This is a genomic window from Embleya sp. L77 (assembly GCF_055557415.1).
The window spans coordinates 5,978,946-5,995,081 of sequence record NZ_CM145709.1 but is presented as its reverse complement, the minus strand read 5'-3'; the positions used below and the strand labels follow the sequence as shown (position 1 = coordinate 5,995,081).

Sequence of the window (16,136 nt, the reverse complement as noted above, 5' to 3'; positions counted from 1 at the left end):
GTCGCACCAACACGGCTCCGCCCCCGACGCGACGCGCCCCACCCCAAGCACCACCGGCCGCGTAGCGGACGCGCAACCCACCACACCACCACGCACAACCCGACCCGGCCCGAGCGCTCCCACCGGCGGAAAGGCACCACAATCGCCGCAGCGTCCCCGCCCACCGCCGGCACCCCAAGCGGGTACACCTCGGTCGCACCGACACGGCTCCGCCGCCACCCCGTCGCGCCCGCCCCCAGCACCACCGGCCGCGTAGCGGACGAGCAACACGGATGCGAAGCACCGAACCCAACCCCGGCCGCGAAGCGGACGCGCACCCACCACCCCACCACACCACCACGAACAATCCGACCCGAGCGCGCTCCCACCGGCGGAAAGGCACCACAATCGCCGCAGCGTCCCCGCCCACCACCGGCACCCCAAGCGGGTACACCTCGGTCGCACCGACACGGCTCCGCCGCCACCCCGTCGCGCCCACCCCCAGCACCACCGGCCGCGTAGCGGACGAGCAACACGGATGCGAAGCACCGAACCCAACCCCGGCCGCGAAGCGGACGCGCACCCACCACCCCACCACACCACCACGAACAATCCGACCCGAGCGCGCTCCCACCGGCGGAAAGGCACCACAATCGCCGCAGCGTCCCCGCCCACCACCGGCACCCCAAGCGGGTACACCTCGGTCGCACCGACACGGCTCCGCCGCCACCCCGTCGCGCCCACCCCCAGCACCACCGGCCGCGTAGCGGACGAGCAACACGGATGCGAAGCACCGAACCCAACCCCGACCGCGAAGCGGACGCGCACCCCACCACCCCACCACACCACCACGCACAATCCGACCCGAGCGCGCTCCCACCGGCGGAAAGGCACCACAATCGCCGCAGCGTCCCCGCCCACCGCCGACATCCCAGGCGGGTGCACCTCGGTCGCACCGACACGGCTCCGCCGCCACCCCGTCGCGCCCACCCCCAGCACCACCGGCCGCGTAGCGGACGAGCAACACGGATGCGAAGCACCGGACCGGACCCCGGCCGCGAAGCGGACGTGCGACCTGCCCCACCACGACGTACGGCCCAGCCCGAGCGGTCCCGAGCGCTCCCGTGCGGGCAGAGGCGGGCGGCGTCCCGAGTGTTCACGTCGGTCGCATACGATCCCGGCGGGGCGGGACCATCCGCGACGGGACCCACATGATGCGGACGAGGACGACAGTGGGCGATTTCGCGTGACCGACGGTTCGGTATCGGGCTTGACCCGTGACCGCGCGACCTGGCTGCTGTATCTGCACATGGCCGCGTTCGGCTACTTCCTGTACTGCTTCGGCCCGTCCGTCACGCTGCTCGGCGACGACCTGGGCGTAAGCAACGCGGTGGCGGCACTGCACAGTACGGCGTACGCGGCGGCCGGCGTACTGATCGCGCTGCTCGGCGACCGGCCGATGCGCCGCTTCGGGCGCGGACGCACGTTGTGGGCCGGCTGCGCACTATTGAGCGCGGGCGTGTTGGCGTACTGCGCGGCCGGGACGCCGGCGGTGTCGCTGAGCGCGGCGCTGCTGTGCGGCTTCGGCGCGTTCCTGGTGGTCAACGTGGCCGGCACGGCACTCGCGGACCACCACGGCCCGATCGCCGGCCCGAGCGCCCTGAACGAGGCCAACGGCCTGGCGGCCGGGGTCGGCATGGCCGCGCCCCTGCTGATCGGCGTGATGGACTCCTCCGGACCGGGCTGGCGCTGGGCAATGGTGGTGGTCCCACTGCTCTTCGGCACGCTGGCCGTGAGCCTCGGCCGAACGCAGATACCGGATCTGGTGACCCCGGGAACGTCCTCGGCAGGCGCGCCGGTAACCACTCCGGGCCCGTCGATCTCATCGGGTTCGTCGGGCACCTCTACCGCCCCGGAGACGGCTTCGGCCGAGATGCCTACGCCCGTCTCACCAACCTCACCAACCTCACCAACCTCACCGACATCACCGGCCTCGTCAGCCTCGCCGACCTCACCGACATCACCAACCTCGCCATCGCGTGGGTCCCTACCCGCCGCGTATTGGTGGGCCTGGCTGTTGACCGTGTGCTCGGTGGGGGTCGAGTTCTCCCTGTCGTTGTGGGCCTCCACGCTGCTGCGCGACCGCACCGGCATGTCCGAAGGCGCCGCCGCCACCGCGATGACCGCCGTGGTGGCCGGCCTGTGCCTGGGTCGCCTGGCCGGCGGTCGGCTCGCCCTGCGCATACCGCTGGACCGGCTGTACGGCAGCGCCGTCGCGGTGAACCTGGTCGGCTTCGCCCTGTTCTGGTCGGCCACGGTCCCCTGGCTCGCCTACCTCGGCCTGTTCGTCTCCGGCCTGGGCATGTCCGTACAGTTCCCACTCGCCACCGCAGCCGCCATCCGCGCCGCCGACGGCCGAGCCGACCTTGCCGTCTCCCGCTTGGCCGTGGCCACGACCCTGGCCGCCGGCGGCGCCCCCTTCCTCCTCGGCCTGGCCACCGACCTGATGCCGGTCCGCATCGCGTTCCTCCTCCTCCCCATCCTCCTCCTGGCCTCCCTCCCGATCCTCCACAAAAGCACCCACCCAAAGCCCCACCCAAAGCCCTGAACCGGGCACAAGACGGCACACCACACCGCACGCGGAAAGGCGAGCGCGGCGCAGGGGCACGGACGTCGGGCAGCACCAAACGCGCCACGGAAAGCAAGCGCGAGCACCCAAGCAGCAAGTGCGGCAAGCGGGGCGCACCAGCCACAGAGCAGCTGCGGCCGCACCTCGCACTCACTGCTTCGTGTCCACGCCGGCGGTCGGGCCCGCGCCGCTCCCCCACCACCCGCGGGCTCGATGCGCAGGATCGGCCCGGGCTCGGCCCGGGATCGGCGCAGGATCGATACGCCGGATCCGTACGCGGGGCCGGTGCGCCGGGGCGCAGGGGTGGGCTCAGGCGCGGGCGAGACCGGCTGCAGCCGTGACGCAGGTGAGGACTGCTCGGGTACGGGACCACGGGACGGGGGACGGGGCGCCTGCGGCCATGGCGAGTACGGCGCGCATGGTCGCGCGGTAGCCGAGGGCCTCCTGCCAGTCGGCGCCGCCGAGGCGGGCGGTCTCGACGCCGTCCTCGGTCTGTACGGCCACCTCGTAGACCTCGTCGCCACCCACCCCGGCGACCTCGATCGTGCCCACGCGCCCGTCGGGCCAGCCGAGCAGGATCGCGCCGACGTCCTCCGAGCGGGTCGTCGGGTGGACCAGCACGGAGCCCGTCGCGGCCAGTACCCGCGCGCCGGGGCCGGCCGCCGCGTCCAGGAGTTCGGCGCCGTGCAGGCCGAGCGAGACCAGGGTGCCGCCGCCTTCGGCCGGGTCGTCCTGCCAGGCGCGCTCGGGCGTCAGGAAACCGGCGATGTCGTGCCGGACCAGCGCCCGGGCGCTCAGCACCCGGCGGTCCGCGACCCGTTCGGCCAACTCGGTCACGGCAGGCGCGAAGCGCAACACGGACGTGGTCAGGAAACGCTCCTCGTACCCGGCCACGGCCCGATCCAACTCGGCAAGCGCGGCGGCCGAGGACGCGGCCGGCTTGTTCACGAAACACGGCACGCCCGCCCGCAGGATCCGGGCCACGGTGTCCGCGATCAGCGCCGGCCGCACCGTGACCACCACGGCGTCCGGCCGGCGGTCGAGCAACTCCACGAGCGACCCGGCCGGCTCGCACACGTGTCGCTCCCGAAAGGCCGCGAACCGCTCCGGCTCACCGGCATCCCAGCCATCGATCCGCCGCACCCCCAGGTCACGGGCCACACCCGCATCCGTGAACGGGTGACTGTGCGCAAACCCGGCAAACGCAAGACGCATGCTCCGGACGTCCCCTCCGAACAACAACCAAGTCGCCCGACCCTAGCCCCGCACACCCGGCGCCCTGCACACCCGCTCGCCCCACCGCCATCCACTCGCGCCGCCACGCCACAGCACCACGCCCCCAGTCCGTGCATCGCACCGCCCACATCACCCACGTACCGCCCCGCCCGCACCACCCACGTACCGCCCCGCCCGCATCGCCCCGCGCCCCGCGACCCGAAACCGGCGGCCGCACCACTCGCCGGCACCCGGCCCCGCCACCCGGCCACCCCGCCGTCTCGCGCGGCCCCCGCCGCCCCCGCGCCCCCGCCGCCTCCGCCCCGACCGCCGGTTGTCTCCCGCGTCGGGATTGGCGGACACGGTCGGCCGTGTGGGGGATGGATGAGCGGGTATGCGCTGACTGCGGGGGGTCATCGCCCTCTGGAAAAGGTGAAGCCATGTTCCTTCTGGGACTGTTGCTCGCCGCGTGCGCCGGAGCGTTCGCGGCTCTGCTGATCGCCTACAACACCTCGGGTGGACCCGAGTACACGGTGAGCATCTTCGGCACCGACATGGTCACGCTCAACTCGCTGGCGATCTTCTGTTCGGGCCTGGCTCTGGGCCTGATCTTCAGCCTCGGCCTGGTCCTGATGGGCGGGAAGGCACGGCTGCGCCGGGCCCGGCGCAACCGCGAGCGGCGCGCCCTCGACCGGGCCGCCCTCGAACGCGACTCCGCAGCCGCCCGCGAGGACGCGGCCAAGGCACGCGAGCGGGCCGCAGAGGCCGAGGCTCGCGCCGAGCGTGCCGGGAACGAGCCCGCGGGCGCCGACGAGTCCGACACCACCTGGTCCGCCGACACCCCCGCAGAGCCCCGGACACACACCGAATCCGGCGGCGCCCACCGACGCCTCTGGCACAAGAAGTGACCGGTTAGCCACGCCGGCAACACACACAAAGCAACGCACGAAACACACACAACGCACACAACGCACGGTACGTACGAAGCAACATACGCAACATAAATAGAACCAACGCCGAAGGCCCCCACCTCATCCGCGGGGGCCTTCGGCGCTTGTCTTCACACCACGTACGGCCAGAGTTCGAGCCACGGAGCCTCGAAACGGATCACGTCGCCCACGGACAGTTCCTCGAATCCCCGTGCCACGTCGATCGTCATGATCCCGAGGCCGAGCCGCATCACGACCTGCGGTTCACCGTCCCGGCCGACCCGCTCCAGCCGGCCCGACACCGCCACACCGCCACGTACGGGCGAGAACCCGGTGGGCGTCCCGGCCCCGGCTCCACTCGGCCACGTCGTCCGGCGGATCCACCTCGACGTCGTAGCACGCACCCACGACCGGCAGCCGATCCGGAAAGCCGTTCCCGACGTTCCAGTAGCCAATCCCGCTGCCAATCCCGCTGCCAATCCCGCTGCCGATCCCGCTGCCGATCCCGCTGCCGATCCCGCTGCCGATCCCGCTGCCGATCCCGCTGCCGATCCCGGACGTGAACACGACCCTCCTCGGCTCGGCCTCCTCCCGGCCCACCACCCGAATCCGCATCGTCCCCCATCCCCGGCCAGGACAACCGGCCACGACAACCGTCCGCGGCAATCGTCCCCGGCAACCATCCGCGTCATCCTCCCGCGTGGACCGCGGCGTTCCTCGGGTGCGGGTAATCCGCGGACCGGTGCTGGAAACTGAGGATCTTCGGGTTCTGCACAACGCCGTCGCGGATCTCGATCGCCTTGGCGATGGTCGAGTCCGCGTCCCAGGCGGCCGGGCCGTCCATGACCGTGCCGAGATAGGGGATCAGCGCCTCGCTGATCTCCCACGTCGCGGAGTCCCACAGGTAGGACGGGCTGTGGTCGACCGCGTAGTAGTGGCAGTTGTCACCGACCGTGAAAGTCGGCTCCTCGAAGGTGGTCGGGCGGGCCCATTCGAAGCCCATGCCGTCGTCGCACGAGACGTCGATGAAGAACGACCCCGGCCGATACTCCGGAAGGTCCCGGTTCAGCACGAACGTCAAGGGCGCGTCGGTGTCCTGCCGGATGCAGTTCACCACGATGTCGTAGCCGGCGAGGTGGGTGCCCAGCGGCATCGGCCCGTCCTCGGTGAGCGCGTCCAACCGCGTCGGATCGTCCTCGCCGAACCGGAAGTGGCCCATCACGACCGAGGGCATCGGCGAGGCCACCGCCACCGCGTCCCGCGCGGTGAGTACGGTCACGTCCGAAACGCCCATCGCCTCGAGTGCTATCACCGCGCCGCGCGCCGTGGCTCCGAAGCTGAGCACCGCCGCCCGCATCCGGCGACCGTAGCTGCCGGTCACGCCGCCGAGCGACAGCGCGTGCAACACCGAGCAGTAGCCCGCCAGTTCGTTGTTCTTGTGGAAGACGTGAACGCTGAACGCGCCCGCCGCGGTCCAGTGATTCATCTCCTCCCACGCGATCATCGTCAGCTTTCGATCGATGCCCAGCTGGGTCATCGTCGGATCCTGCACACAGTGCGGCCAGCCCCACAACACCTGGCCGTCGCGCAGCGCGGCGACGTCCTCGTGGGTGGGTTTCGGCAGCAGCACCACGTCGCTCTCCGCGAGCAACCGTTTACGCGGCAGCAGACCGGCCACGTGCCGAACCAGTTCCGCGTCGGCGACACCGAAGCGCTCGCCGTACCCCTCCTCCAGGAACAGGTGTTCGCGCACGTCCGGGGCGATCCGCTCGATGTGCAGCGGGTGGATCGGCAACCGGTGCTCGTTCTCCTTCAAGGAGGTGCCGAGAATGCCGAGGGTCATGCGAGTCCTGCGAATCATGAGATTCCTTAGGTAGACCTCAAGTATCCGCCCTGGAAACCGCACACCCGCCGCACCACTCCCGATACGCCAGATACGCCCGATACGCCCGATCGCCCGATACGACGACTCGACGACTCGACGACCTCGACCGCGGCCCGCCCCTCTCCCGAGCGCCGACCGTCGAGGCCGTGCCCCTCACCACAACCGGCGACGCACGACGGCAAGGATGGTGACGGAAACGACAGTCCTCGCACACCGTCCGCATCCGGCCTCTCGGCCGGCTACACGTGCCGATGTACGCGGGCCTCCCACGGGCGCAGCACCATCTCGTCGATCGGCCCCGCGTTGCCCAGTAGGAGCGGCGCCTGCGCCCACTCCGCCGCCAACTCGGCCGGTATCGACACCGCCTCGCCGGTGAAGTTGGCGAGCACGAGCAGCGTGGTGTCGTGGTACCGGCGGGTGAATGCGTACACACGCTCGTCGTCCGCGAGCAGCATGGTGAAGTCGCCGTGCACGACCGCCGGTTCGGTGTGCCGGAGGGCGATCAGCCGGCGGTAGTGGTGATAGACCGAGTCCGGATCCGCCACCGCCGCAACGGCGTTGATCGTGGTGTGGTTAAGGTTGACCGGCAACCAGGGCGTGCCGGTGGTGAAGCCGGCGTGCTCGGACGCGTCCCACTGCATCGGCGTGCGGGCGTTGTCCCGACCCCGTGCGCGCAGGCCGTCCAGTACCCGGTCCGGGTCCTCGCCGGCCCGCACCGCCTGCGCGTAGTGGCCCAGCGCCTCGATGTCGTGCACGTCCTCGATCGTGGCGAACGGCGCGTTTGTCATGCCCAGTTCCTCGCCCTGGTAGATGTAGGGCGTGCCGCGGTGCAGGTGCAGCACGGTGGCCAGCATGGTCGCCGAGCGCACCCGGTGTTCGGGGCCGTCGTCGCCGAACCGGGAGACGATCCGGGGCTGGTCGTGGTTGTTCCAGTACAGGCTGTTCCAGCCCGTCTCGGCGAGGCCGGTCTGCCAGCGGCCGAGCGAGGTCTTGAGGTCTGTGAGCCGCAGTGGCCGCACGTCGAACTTGTTCCGGTCGAAGTCCAGGCCCACGTGCTCGAATTGGAAGACCATGTCCACCTCGCCGCGGGCCGGATCGGTGAACAGCCGGGCGTGCTCCAGGGTCACCCCGGGCATCTCGCCCACAGTGAGCAGGCGTTCGGGCCGACCGGCGAAGACCTCGCGGTGCATCTCCTGAAGGTATTCGTGCACCCGAGGGCCGCAGACGTAGTACGGGGAGCCGTCGCCGTACAGGCCGTCCCCGTGCAGCCGGCCGTCCGGGAGGTCGGGGTCCTTCGAGATCAGGTTGATCACGTCCATCCGGAAGCCGTCGACCCCGCGATCCAGCCACCATCGCATCAGCGCGTACACGGCCTGCCGGACCTCGGGGTTCTCCCAGTTGAGGTCGGGCTGCTTGGGCGAGAACAGGTGCAGGTAGTACTCCCCGCTCGCGGCATCGTGCTGCCACGCCGACCCGGAGAAGAACGACCCCCAGTTGTTCGGTTCCGCACCCGGCACCCCGGCACCCGGCGCCCCCGCGCTCGGCGGCTCCTCCCCCGTGCGATCCGCCGCGGTACCAACGTCCTTGCGCGCCGGCCGCCACCAATACCAGTCCCGCTTTGCGCTGTTCGGCCCCTCGCGCGACTCGCGGAACCACGGGTGCTCGTCGGAGGTGTGGTTGACCACCAGGTCCATCACCAGCCGCATCCCGCGCTCGTGTACGGAGGCGAGCAGCCGGTCGAAGTCGGCCAGGGTGCCGAACATCGGGTCGATATCCCGGTAGTTGCTGATGTCGTAGCCGTTGTCGTCCTGCGGCGACGGGTACACCGGCGACAGCCACAACACGTCCACCCCGAGGTCGGCCAGGTAGTCGAGCCGCGCGGTGATCCCGGCCAGGTCGCCGATCCCGTCGCCGTCGGAGTCGGCGAAACTGCGCGGATAGATCTGATACACCACGGCGGACTTCCACCACACGTCGTCCGCAGCCCCCACACCGTCGAGCGTCATCCCTCGATCCCGTCCCCTCCACATCACGCCCCGACAAATCCGTCCGAGCCCACCGTGAGTCCTGCCCCACCCGGCCCCACTTCACCGACCCACCGACCGACGAGCCCCACGAACACGCGTACGGCGAGCGGCGGGCGGCGTACCGCGTACGGCGGGCGGCGGGCGGCGTACCGCGTACGGCGGGCGGCGGGCGGCGGGCGGCGGGCGGCGGGCGGCGGGTCGGACGGACGAGCGGGGCGGAGCGCGAACGCGCGTACGGCGAGCGGGGCGGGGCGGACGGTGACCGGCGTGGGGGGCAGCGGGCGGCGGTTGGCGGTCGGCAGGAGCCGGGGTCAGGTGTTACGGGTCCGGAAGGCGCGGCGGTAGGACTGGGGAGTGGTGCCGGTGATGCGTTTGAAGCGGTCGCGGAAGGCGGTGGGCGAGCCGAAGCCGGTCTCGGTGGCGATCCGGTCCACCGGGTGGGCGGTGGTTTCCAGGAGGTGCTGGGCTCGGCTGATCCGGACCCGGTGCAACCATTGCAGCGGGGTGGTGCCGGTCTGTTCGCGGAAGTGCCGGTTCAGGCTCCGCGCGCTCATTCCGGCCTGCGCGGCGATGTCGTCCAGGAGCAGTTCGCGGTCGCTGTGCTCGCGCAGCCAGCCGAGCAGCGGTTCCAGGCTCGCGCCGTCCGGGGCCGGCGGCTCGTGCACGATGAACTGGGCCTGGCCGCCCGCACGTTCGAGGGGCATCACGGCGTCCCTGGCACTGTCCGCGGCCACCGCCGAGCCGTGGTCGAGGCGGATCATGTACAGGCACAGGTCCAGACCGGCGGCGGCACCGGCCGAGGTGAGGATCGAGCCGTTGTCGATGTAGAGCACGTCCGGGTCCACCGCGATCTTGGGATAACACTCGGCCAGCTTGGCCGTGCCGAGCCAGTGCGTGGTGGCCCGCAGACCGTCCAGGAGGCCCGCCTCGGCGAGTACGAACGCGCCCACGCAGATCGACGCGATCCGGGTCCCGCGCGCCGCGGCCTCCCGCAGCGCGGCGACCGCAGCCGCAGGCGTGGGCTCGGTCGGGTCGGCCCTGCCGGGACAAACGATCGTGTCCGCCTCGGCCAGCGCCTCCAGCCCCCACGGCGCGCGCAGCGTGAACTCCCCGGCGTCCACCTCGGCCCCCGCCTCGAGCGCACACACGCGGACCCGGTAGGCGGGCCGCCCATCCGGCAACCGGGAGCGTCCAAAAGCCTGGATCGGCGTGGTCAGATCGAACCCGATGACGCCGTCGAGGGCCAGAATGGCGACGGTATGCATGGCAATAATCTATGGGTCCGCCCGATTCCCGCCAAAGTCGCCGACTCGGCGAACACACCCGCACACCGACGCACGAACGCAGGCGCAGCAGCAACAGGAACAGGAACAGGAACAGGAACAACAGCAACAGCAACAGCAACAGACGACCCCACATACCGGACACCCACCGAGCCCGGAATCCCGTGGCGAGAATCCGTGGAACAGTGTCACTATTGCCACTCGTCGCGCCCCGGTACCGCTTCTAGCCTCGGTCCGTGACCAAGTTCCTCCTCGCCATCCACGTCCTCGCCGCGATCGTCGCGATCGGACCCGTGACGGTCGCCGCGAGCATGTTTCCGCCCGCCGCCCGGCACGCCCTCGCCGACCCGCACGACGAACATGCCGTCGCGATCGTCCGCAACCTGTCGCAGATCTGCCACATCTACGCTGTCGTCGGCGTCGTGGTACCGGTCTTCGGCCTGGGCGTCGCGCTGAACATGGACGTGCTCGGAGACACCTGGTTGATCGTCTCGATCGTGCTGACCGCGCTCGCCGCGGCGGTCCTGGCGCTGCTCGTACTGCCCCGGCAGGACGTCCTCCTCACCACCATCGCCACCACCGAGCCCGCGCCGGCGCCCACCCCCGGACACACGGCCGAACCCACCCCCGTCCGCACGACCGAACCCGCGCTCGCAGCCGCGACCGATCCCACACCCACACCTACACCCACAACCGCCCCGCCCACCCAACCGTCCGCCGCGCACCGCGCCACCGTCCGGCTGGCCATGTTCACCGGCATCTTCAACCTGCTCTGGGCGACCGTGACGGTCCTGATGATCGTGCGCCCGGGCTCGACCACCGGCGCCTGACCCCCGCCCCAACGCCACCCCAATCCCACCCCAACCCGTCCCCGACCCCACCCCGCGTGGTACCCGATCGCACGTCCCCACCAGGTGCAAGAATCCGCGATCCGGGCAGGTATCGGTCCTCGTACGATGTCCGGGCTCACGGCCGGCACGGCAGCGGGTTCGCGACGATGGGGACGATGTGGTGGAGCAACCGGACGAAGCCGGCACGCGATCGGGGTCGCCGACACACGCCCCGCACCGGCGGACGTGGGACACCCGACGCTGGTTGCTCGTGGGCGTGTCCACGACGCTGGTCGTACTGGCCCTGCTCGCGCTGTCGGGCATCTGGGTGTTCGCGCGATCGACCTCGGTCAACGGGCACCTGGTCGACCACAGTTCGCCGGCGCTGATCGCCGCGGTGCGCCTGGAAACCGCGTACGCCGACCAGGACGCCGCGATCCGGGAGCACATCCTGACCGGCAACGCACCTCTCCCGAACGCCTATTCGGTCGGCCGCGAGACCGAGCGCGAGCAGGTCGCCGTGCTGCACGAGCTGTTGCGTGACGACGCCCGCTCGATCGCCCGCCTGCGGGTGGTGCTGGAGCGCGCCCGCACGTGGGAGGACCGGGTGGTCCGCCCGGCCCTGACCGTCTCGCCCGGGACGACGCCGCCGGCGGAGGTGCGCGCGGCCGTCGCCGACCCGTCGCCCTACGCGGCGCTGCGCACGGCGACCCGCGACCAGGTGGACCGCCTCCAGCGTCAGCGCGATCTCGCCCGAGCCGACCTTCAGGACGTCCGCGATCTGCGCACGTGGGTCTTCAGCGCGATCGCGCTGGTGATCGTGGCGGGCGTGATCATGGTGTTCGCGGGCCTGCGCCGCGGCGTCACGCTGCCGGTGGGCCGACTCGTGGCTGATGCGGACGTGGTGAGCCGGGGCGATTTCGGGCACGCGATCACCCCCACCGGACCGGCCGATCTGCGCGCCCTGGCCGAAGCGATGGAGGCGATGCGCCGCCGGCTCGCCGACGAGTTGGCCTTTTCCGACGACGCCCGGCGCCGCCTGGACGAACAGGCCACCGAGCTGCGCCGCTCCAACGCCGATCTGGAACAGTTCGCCTATGTCGCCTCGCACGACCTCCAGGAGCCGCTGCGCAAGGTGGCCAGCTTCTGTGGCCTCCTGGAGAAGCGCTATCAGGGGCAGTTGGACGAGCGTGCCGACCGCTACATCGCCTTCGCGGTGGACGGCGCGGTCCGCATGCAGGCCCTGATCAACGACCTGCTCGCCTTCTCCCGGGTCGGCCGCGGACCGGTGAACGAGACCTCGGTGGACCTGAACGCCGTGTACGAGACGGTCGTCGGCGATCTCGACATCGCGATCCGCGAGGCGGATGCCGAGATCACGCACGATCCGCTGCCCACCGTGCGCGGCGACCGCATCCAGTTGTCCGTGGTGTTGCAGAACCTGATCGCCAACGCGGTGAAGTTCCGTCGGCCGGACCGGCCGGTGCACATCGTGGTGGGCGCGGAGCAGGTGGACGGGATGTGGCGGATCTCGGTGACCGACGACGGCATCGGCATCGATCCGGCGCAGGCGGACCGCATCTTCGTGATCTTCCAGAGGCTGCACACCCGCGACGCGTATCCGGGCAACGGCATGGGCCTGGCCATGTGCAAGAAGATCGTCGAGTTCCACGGCGGCACGATCGCACTGGACCCCGAACACACCGCCGGCACCCGGATCACCTTCACCCTGCCCATCGCGACACCGGCCGACACTGCACCGGCCGACGCAACCCCCGCCGGCACAACACCGACCGTCACGACGCCCCCCATCAAGCAGTCGCTCACCAAGAGGCAGCCGCTCGCCAAGAAGCAGTTGCCTACCAAGAAGCAGTCACTCACCAAGAAGCAGGCGCCTACCAGGAAGCAGGCGCCCGTCGAGGAACGGAAACCCCCCAAGGAGCAGACGCCGACCGAGGAACGGAACACCCCCGAGGAGCAGACGCCGACCGAGGAACAGAAGCCCCCCGAGGAGCAAACGCCAACCGAGAACCAGGCACCCACCACGAGATAAACGCCGACCGGCAGAAAAGCCCCCACCGCGAAACGGACTCCACCGGACGAGCCGACGCCGGCCGGCCGGCCGATCGCGAGTCACCTGCCGACGGCCACGCCGGTCACCACCCGGTCCGGCGTGATCGGCAACGTACGCACCCGCACTCCGGTCGCGTGGAACACCGCGTTGGCGATCGCCGCCGCCGCGCCGACGACGCCGATCTCGCCCGCGCCGCGTGCGCCGAGATCGCTGATGTGCGGGTCCGGTTCGCCGACGAAGAGCACGTCCATCGTGCCGATGTCAGCGTTGACCGGCAGGTGATAGCCCGCCAGGTGCGGCTCGACCACATGCCCGCGGCGCGGGTCGATCACGGTCGCCTCCATCAGCGCCTGGGCCAGGCCGAAGGTCATCCCGCCGAGCAGTTGACTGCGCGCGGTACGCGGGTTGATCACCCGGCCGATGTCGAACGCGCCGACCATGCGACGCACCCGGACCGTACCGGTGAGCGCGTCCACCGCCACCTCGGCGAACTGCGCGCCGAAGGAGTGCACCGCATAGCGCGAGTTGGCGTCCGGGTGGTGGTGGCCGACCGCCGACACGGACGGCTCCCCCATCCGGGCCAGTTCGGTGACGAACGTCTCCGGCCCGAACTCGATCGCGTCGATCTCCCGTTGGTACAGCGGCGATTCGGGATCGGCGACGGCCGCCGCGAGCAGGTTGTCGCGCACCGCCTCGCAGGCGCGCCGGATCGCCGGGCCCACGTAGGCGACCGTCTGCGAGCCGATCGACGGCGGCGCCTCGGGCAGATCGGTGTCGCCGAGTCGGACGATGATCCGCTCCGCCGGCAGGCCCAGCACGTCCGCCGCGATCCGGCCGAGCACGGTGTACGTCCCGGTGCCGATGTCGTGCGACGCGACGCCGACCACCGCCGTGCCATCGACGCGTAGTTCGGCGTAGGCCGAGGCGGCGCCGGGGTCCATCTCGTGGGTCGCGGACGCCATTCCGGTGCCGATCAGCATGTCGCCCTCGCGGCGGGTGCCGGGGGTGCGGTCGGCCGGGTCCCAGCCGAATCGTTCGGCGCCCATCCGGTAGCACTCCCGAAGGTGCTTGCCCGACCACGGCCGGCCCGAGGACGGGTCCGCGTCGGCGTGGTTGCGCATCCGCAACTCGACCGGGTCCAGGCCGAGTTCGTGAGCCAGCTCGTCCAGTGCGGATTCCAGTGCGAAGGATCCCGGCGCCCGCCCCGGGGCCCGTTGGAAGGTCGGCGCCTGCATGTCCAGCCGGACGATGCGCTGACGGATCGTCACATTGGGGCAGGCGTACAGGATCGAGGTGAGGCCACCGGTCGACTCGACCACGTTCTCCCCGGGCGAGGTGGCCGACGTGCCGTCGTGCCCGATCGCGGTCAGCCGGCCGTCCCGATGGGCGCCGAGCACGATCCGTTGGCGGGTCGCCGGCCGGGTGCCGCACGAGGTGAACATCTGCGGCCGGGTGAGCGTGAGCCGGACCGACCGGCCCACCAGCCGCGCCGCCGCCGCGGCCAGCAGTACGTGCGGCCAGACCGTGCCCTTGCTGCCGAAACCGCCGCCGACGAAGTCGGACAACACCCGCACGTTCGCCGCCGGCACCCCGAACGCGGTCGCCAGCGCGTCCCGCACGCCGTACACGTACTGCGTCGAGTCGTACACCGTGAGCCGGTCGCCCAACCAGCGCGCGGTGGTCGTGCACGGCTCCATCGGGTTCATGTGTTGCGGCGGCGTCTCGTAGTACGCCTCCACCGTCACGTCGGCCACCGCGAGACCGGTCGCCAGGTCGCCGCGGACGATGTCCTCCCGACCGGGCGGGGTCTGTGAAATGGCGTCCTCGATCCGGACCAGCGGCGATTCGTGGCGGTAGCGGATGCGGATGCGCTCGGCACCGGCCACCGCCTGTTCCAGCGTCTCGGCCACCACCATCGCGATGTGCTGCCCGTGGTGGTGGATCACCGGATCGGACAGCGGGACGCGGCCGTCACCCATCGGGCCGCCGTCGGCCGAGTAGAACGAGGCGACCCGGCCGATGCCCAACGACCCGTCGGAGGTGCAGACCGCGAGCACGCCGGGTGCGGTCTCCGCGGCGGCGATGTCCATCCCGGTGATCCGGCCCTTGGCGATCGTGCTCTGCACCAGCACCGCGTGCGCAAGATCCGGCAGCTCCACGTCGCCGGTGTAGGTCGCGGTACCGGTGACCTTGGCCGGGCCGTCCACGCGGGGTTCGTCGGCGCCGACCCACGGGGTGGGGTGCGGGCTCATCGGTGTTCCCCTTCCGCAGGGCCAGGGGCTTCGCCGGCCGCCGGAGGGTCGCCGGCCGCCAGGGTGCTCAGGGCGCGGGCGACGACGCGGCGGATCAGTTCGACCTTGTGGCCGTTGTCCCGGCCCGGCACGGCGCCTTCCGTGGCGGCGTCGCCCGCCCGGGCGAACGCACCGGTGCTCGGTGGGCCGCCAATCAGCGCCGCCTCGGCCGCGTACGCCCGCCACGGCGTCGTCGCCACGCCGCCGAGTGCGATCCGTGCGGCCCGTACCGTGTCCTCGCGCACCTCCAGCGCAACCGCCGCCGAGCACATCGCGAACGCGAACGAGGCCCGCTCGCGCACCTTGAGGTAGTGCGAGTGGGCGCCGAGCGCCGTCATCGGCACCTCCACCGCGGTGATCAGTTCGCCGTGGGTCAGCGTGGTCTCCCGCTCGGGGGTGTCCCCCGGCGGCAGGTGGAACGCCTCGATCGGCTCGACGCGCGGGCCGTTGGGCCCGTCGATCGACACCCGCGCCTCCAGCGCCAGCAGCGCGACGGCGAGGTCGGAGGGGTGGGTGGCGATGCACCGGCTGCTCGTGCCGAGCACCGCATGGCCGCGGTGCTCGCCGTCCAGCGCGGCACATCCGCTGCCGGGCGTGCGCTTGTTGCACGGCATCGCGAGGTCGCGGAAGTATCCGCATCGGGTGCGCTGCAACAGATTCCCGCCGAGCGTGGCCAGGTTGCGCAACTGCGGGGACGCGCCGGCCAGCAGCGCGCGGGAGAGGACCGGCAGGCGCTCGCGCACCACCGGATGCGCGGCGAGGTCGCTGTTGGGTACGAGGGCGCCGATCCGGAGCGTGTCCGTGGCCGCGTCCACCGTGATGTCCGCGAGCGGGAGTCGGCCGATGTCGACGAGCCGGGTCGGGGCGGCCACACCGCACTTCATCAGGTCGACGAGGTTGGTGCCGCCGGCGATGTACATCGCGTCCGGGCCGAGGTCGGCCCAGGCTCGCGCGGGTTCGGCCGGACGGGTGTAGGTGAAGGAACGCATCGGGG

At 71.4% G+C, this 16,136-nt stretch carries 11 protein-coding genes; 4 read left to right on the top strand and 7 right to left on the bottom strand.

All coding sequences use genetic code 11. The annotated features are described in order from the left end of the window. Nucleotides 1-1,249: 1,249 nt before the first annotated feature. Nucleotides 1,250-2,587 (top strand): MFS transporter, encoded by a 1,338-nt coding sequence (locus tag ACZOOI_RS25570; RefSeq protein ID WP_465278029.1) that lies wholly within the window; start codon nucleotides 1,250-1,252, stop codon nucleotides 2,585-2,587. A gap of 330 nt (nucleotides 2,588-2,917) precedes the next feature. Here the strand turns inward: ACZOOI_RS25570 and ACZOOI_RS25565 are convergent, their stop codons facing one another. Beyond that, on the bottom strand, nucleotides 2,918-3,769 hold the full coding sequence (locus tag ACZOOI_RS25565) for a Gfo/Idh/MocA family protein (RefSeq protein WP_465278028.1): 852 nt from the start codon (nucleotides 3,767-3,769) through the stop codon (nucleotides 2,918-2,920). 494 nt (nucleotides 3,770-4,263) lie between these two features. On the opposite strand from ACZOOI_RS25565, the gene ACZOOI_RS25560 reads away from it, so the two are divergent. After that, nucleotides 4,264-4,731 (top strand): hypothetical protein, encoded by a 468-nt coding sequence (locus ACZOOI_RS25560; RefSeq protein WP_465278027.1) that lies wholly within the window; start codon nucleotides 4,264-4,266, stop codon nucleotides 4,729-4,731. Nucleotides 4,732-5,016: 285 nt separating this feature from the next. On the opposite strand, the gene ACZOOI_RS25555 is transcribed toward ACZOOI_RS25560, so the two are convergent. The 4 genes from ACZOOI_RS25555 to ACZOOI_RS25540 all read right to left on the bottom strand — a co-directional run bounded on the left by ACZOOI_RS25555 (nucleotide 5,017) and on the right by ACZOOI_RS25540 (nucleotide 9,929). Continuing rightward, nucleotides 5,017-5,319 carry a hypothetical protein gene (locus ACZOOI_RS25555; RefSeq protein WP_465278026.1) on the bottom strand — a complete coding sequence of 101 codons (303 nt, stop codon included), beginning with the start codon at nucleotides 5,317-5,319 and terminating at the stop codon, nucleotides 5,017-5,019. 121 nt (nucleotides 5,320-5,440) lie between these two features. Continuing rightward, a complete protein-coding gene (locus ACZOOI_RS25550; protein ID WP_465278025.1) occupies nucleotides 5,441-6,613 on the bottom strand; it encodes a N(5)-(carboxyethyl)ornithine synthase in 1,173 nt (390 codons plus the stop codon). 263 nt (nucleotides 6,614-6,876) lie between these two features. Further along, nucleotides 6,877-8,643, bottom strand: a complete 1,767-nt coding sequence (locus ACZOOI_RS25545) for a glycoside hydrolase family 13 protein (RefSeq protein ID WP_465278024.1) — start codon at nucleotides 8,641-8,643, stop codon at nucleotides 6,877-6,879. 332 nt (nucleotides 8,644-8,975) lie between these two features. Continuing rightward, a complete protein-coding gene (locus ACZOOI_RS25540) occupies nucleotides 8,976-9,929 on the bottom strand; it encodes a GlxA family transcriptional regulator (RefSeq protein WP_465278023.1) in 954 nt (317 codons plus the stop codon). A 254-nt stretch (nucleotides 9,930-10,183) separates the two neighbouring features. Here ACZOOI_RS25540 and ACZOOI_RS25535 point away from each other — a divergent pair, with 254 nt between their 5' ends. Continuing rightward, nucleotides 10,184-10,777 carry a protease gene (locus ACZOOI_RS25535; RefSeq protein ID WP_465278022.1) on the top strand — a complete coding sequence of 198 codons (594 nt, stop codon included), beginning with the start codon at nucleotides 10,184-10,186 and terminating at the stop codon, nucleotides 10,775-10,777. A 271-nt stretch (nucleotides 10,778-11,048) separates the two neighbouring features. After that, a complete protein-coding gene (locus ACZOOI_RS25530; RefSeq protein WP_465278021.1) occupies nucleotides 11,049-12,830 on the top strand; it encodes a sensor histidine kinase in 1,782 nt (593 codons plus the stop codon). Between the two features lie 80 nt (nucleotides 12,831-12,910). Here ACZOOI_RS25530 and ACZOOI_RS25525 read toward each other — a convergent pair whose 3' ends face one another. Both ACZOOI_RS25525 and ACZOOI_RS25520 read right to left on the bottom strand, forming a co-directional pair. After that, a complete protein-coding gene (locus tag ACZOOI_RS25525; RefSeq protein WP_465278020.1) occupies nucleotides 12,911-15,103 on the bottom strand; it encodes a xanthine dehydrogenase family protein molybdopterin-binding subunit in 2,193 nt (730 codons plus the stop codon). Next, nucleotides 15,100-16,131 carry an FAD binding domain-containing protein gene (locus tag ACZOOI_RS25520; RefSeq protein WP_465278019.1) on the bottom strand — a complete coding sequence of 344 codons (1,032 nt, stop codon included), beginning with the start codon at nucleotides 16,129-16,131 and terminating at the stop codon, nucleotides 15,100-15,102. Before ACZOOI_RS25520 ends, ACZOOI_RS25525 begins: the two co-directional genes overlap by 4 nt. Nucleotides 16,132-16,136 lie beyond the last annotated feature (5 nt).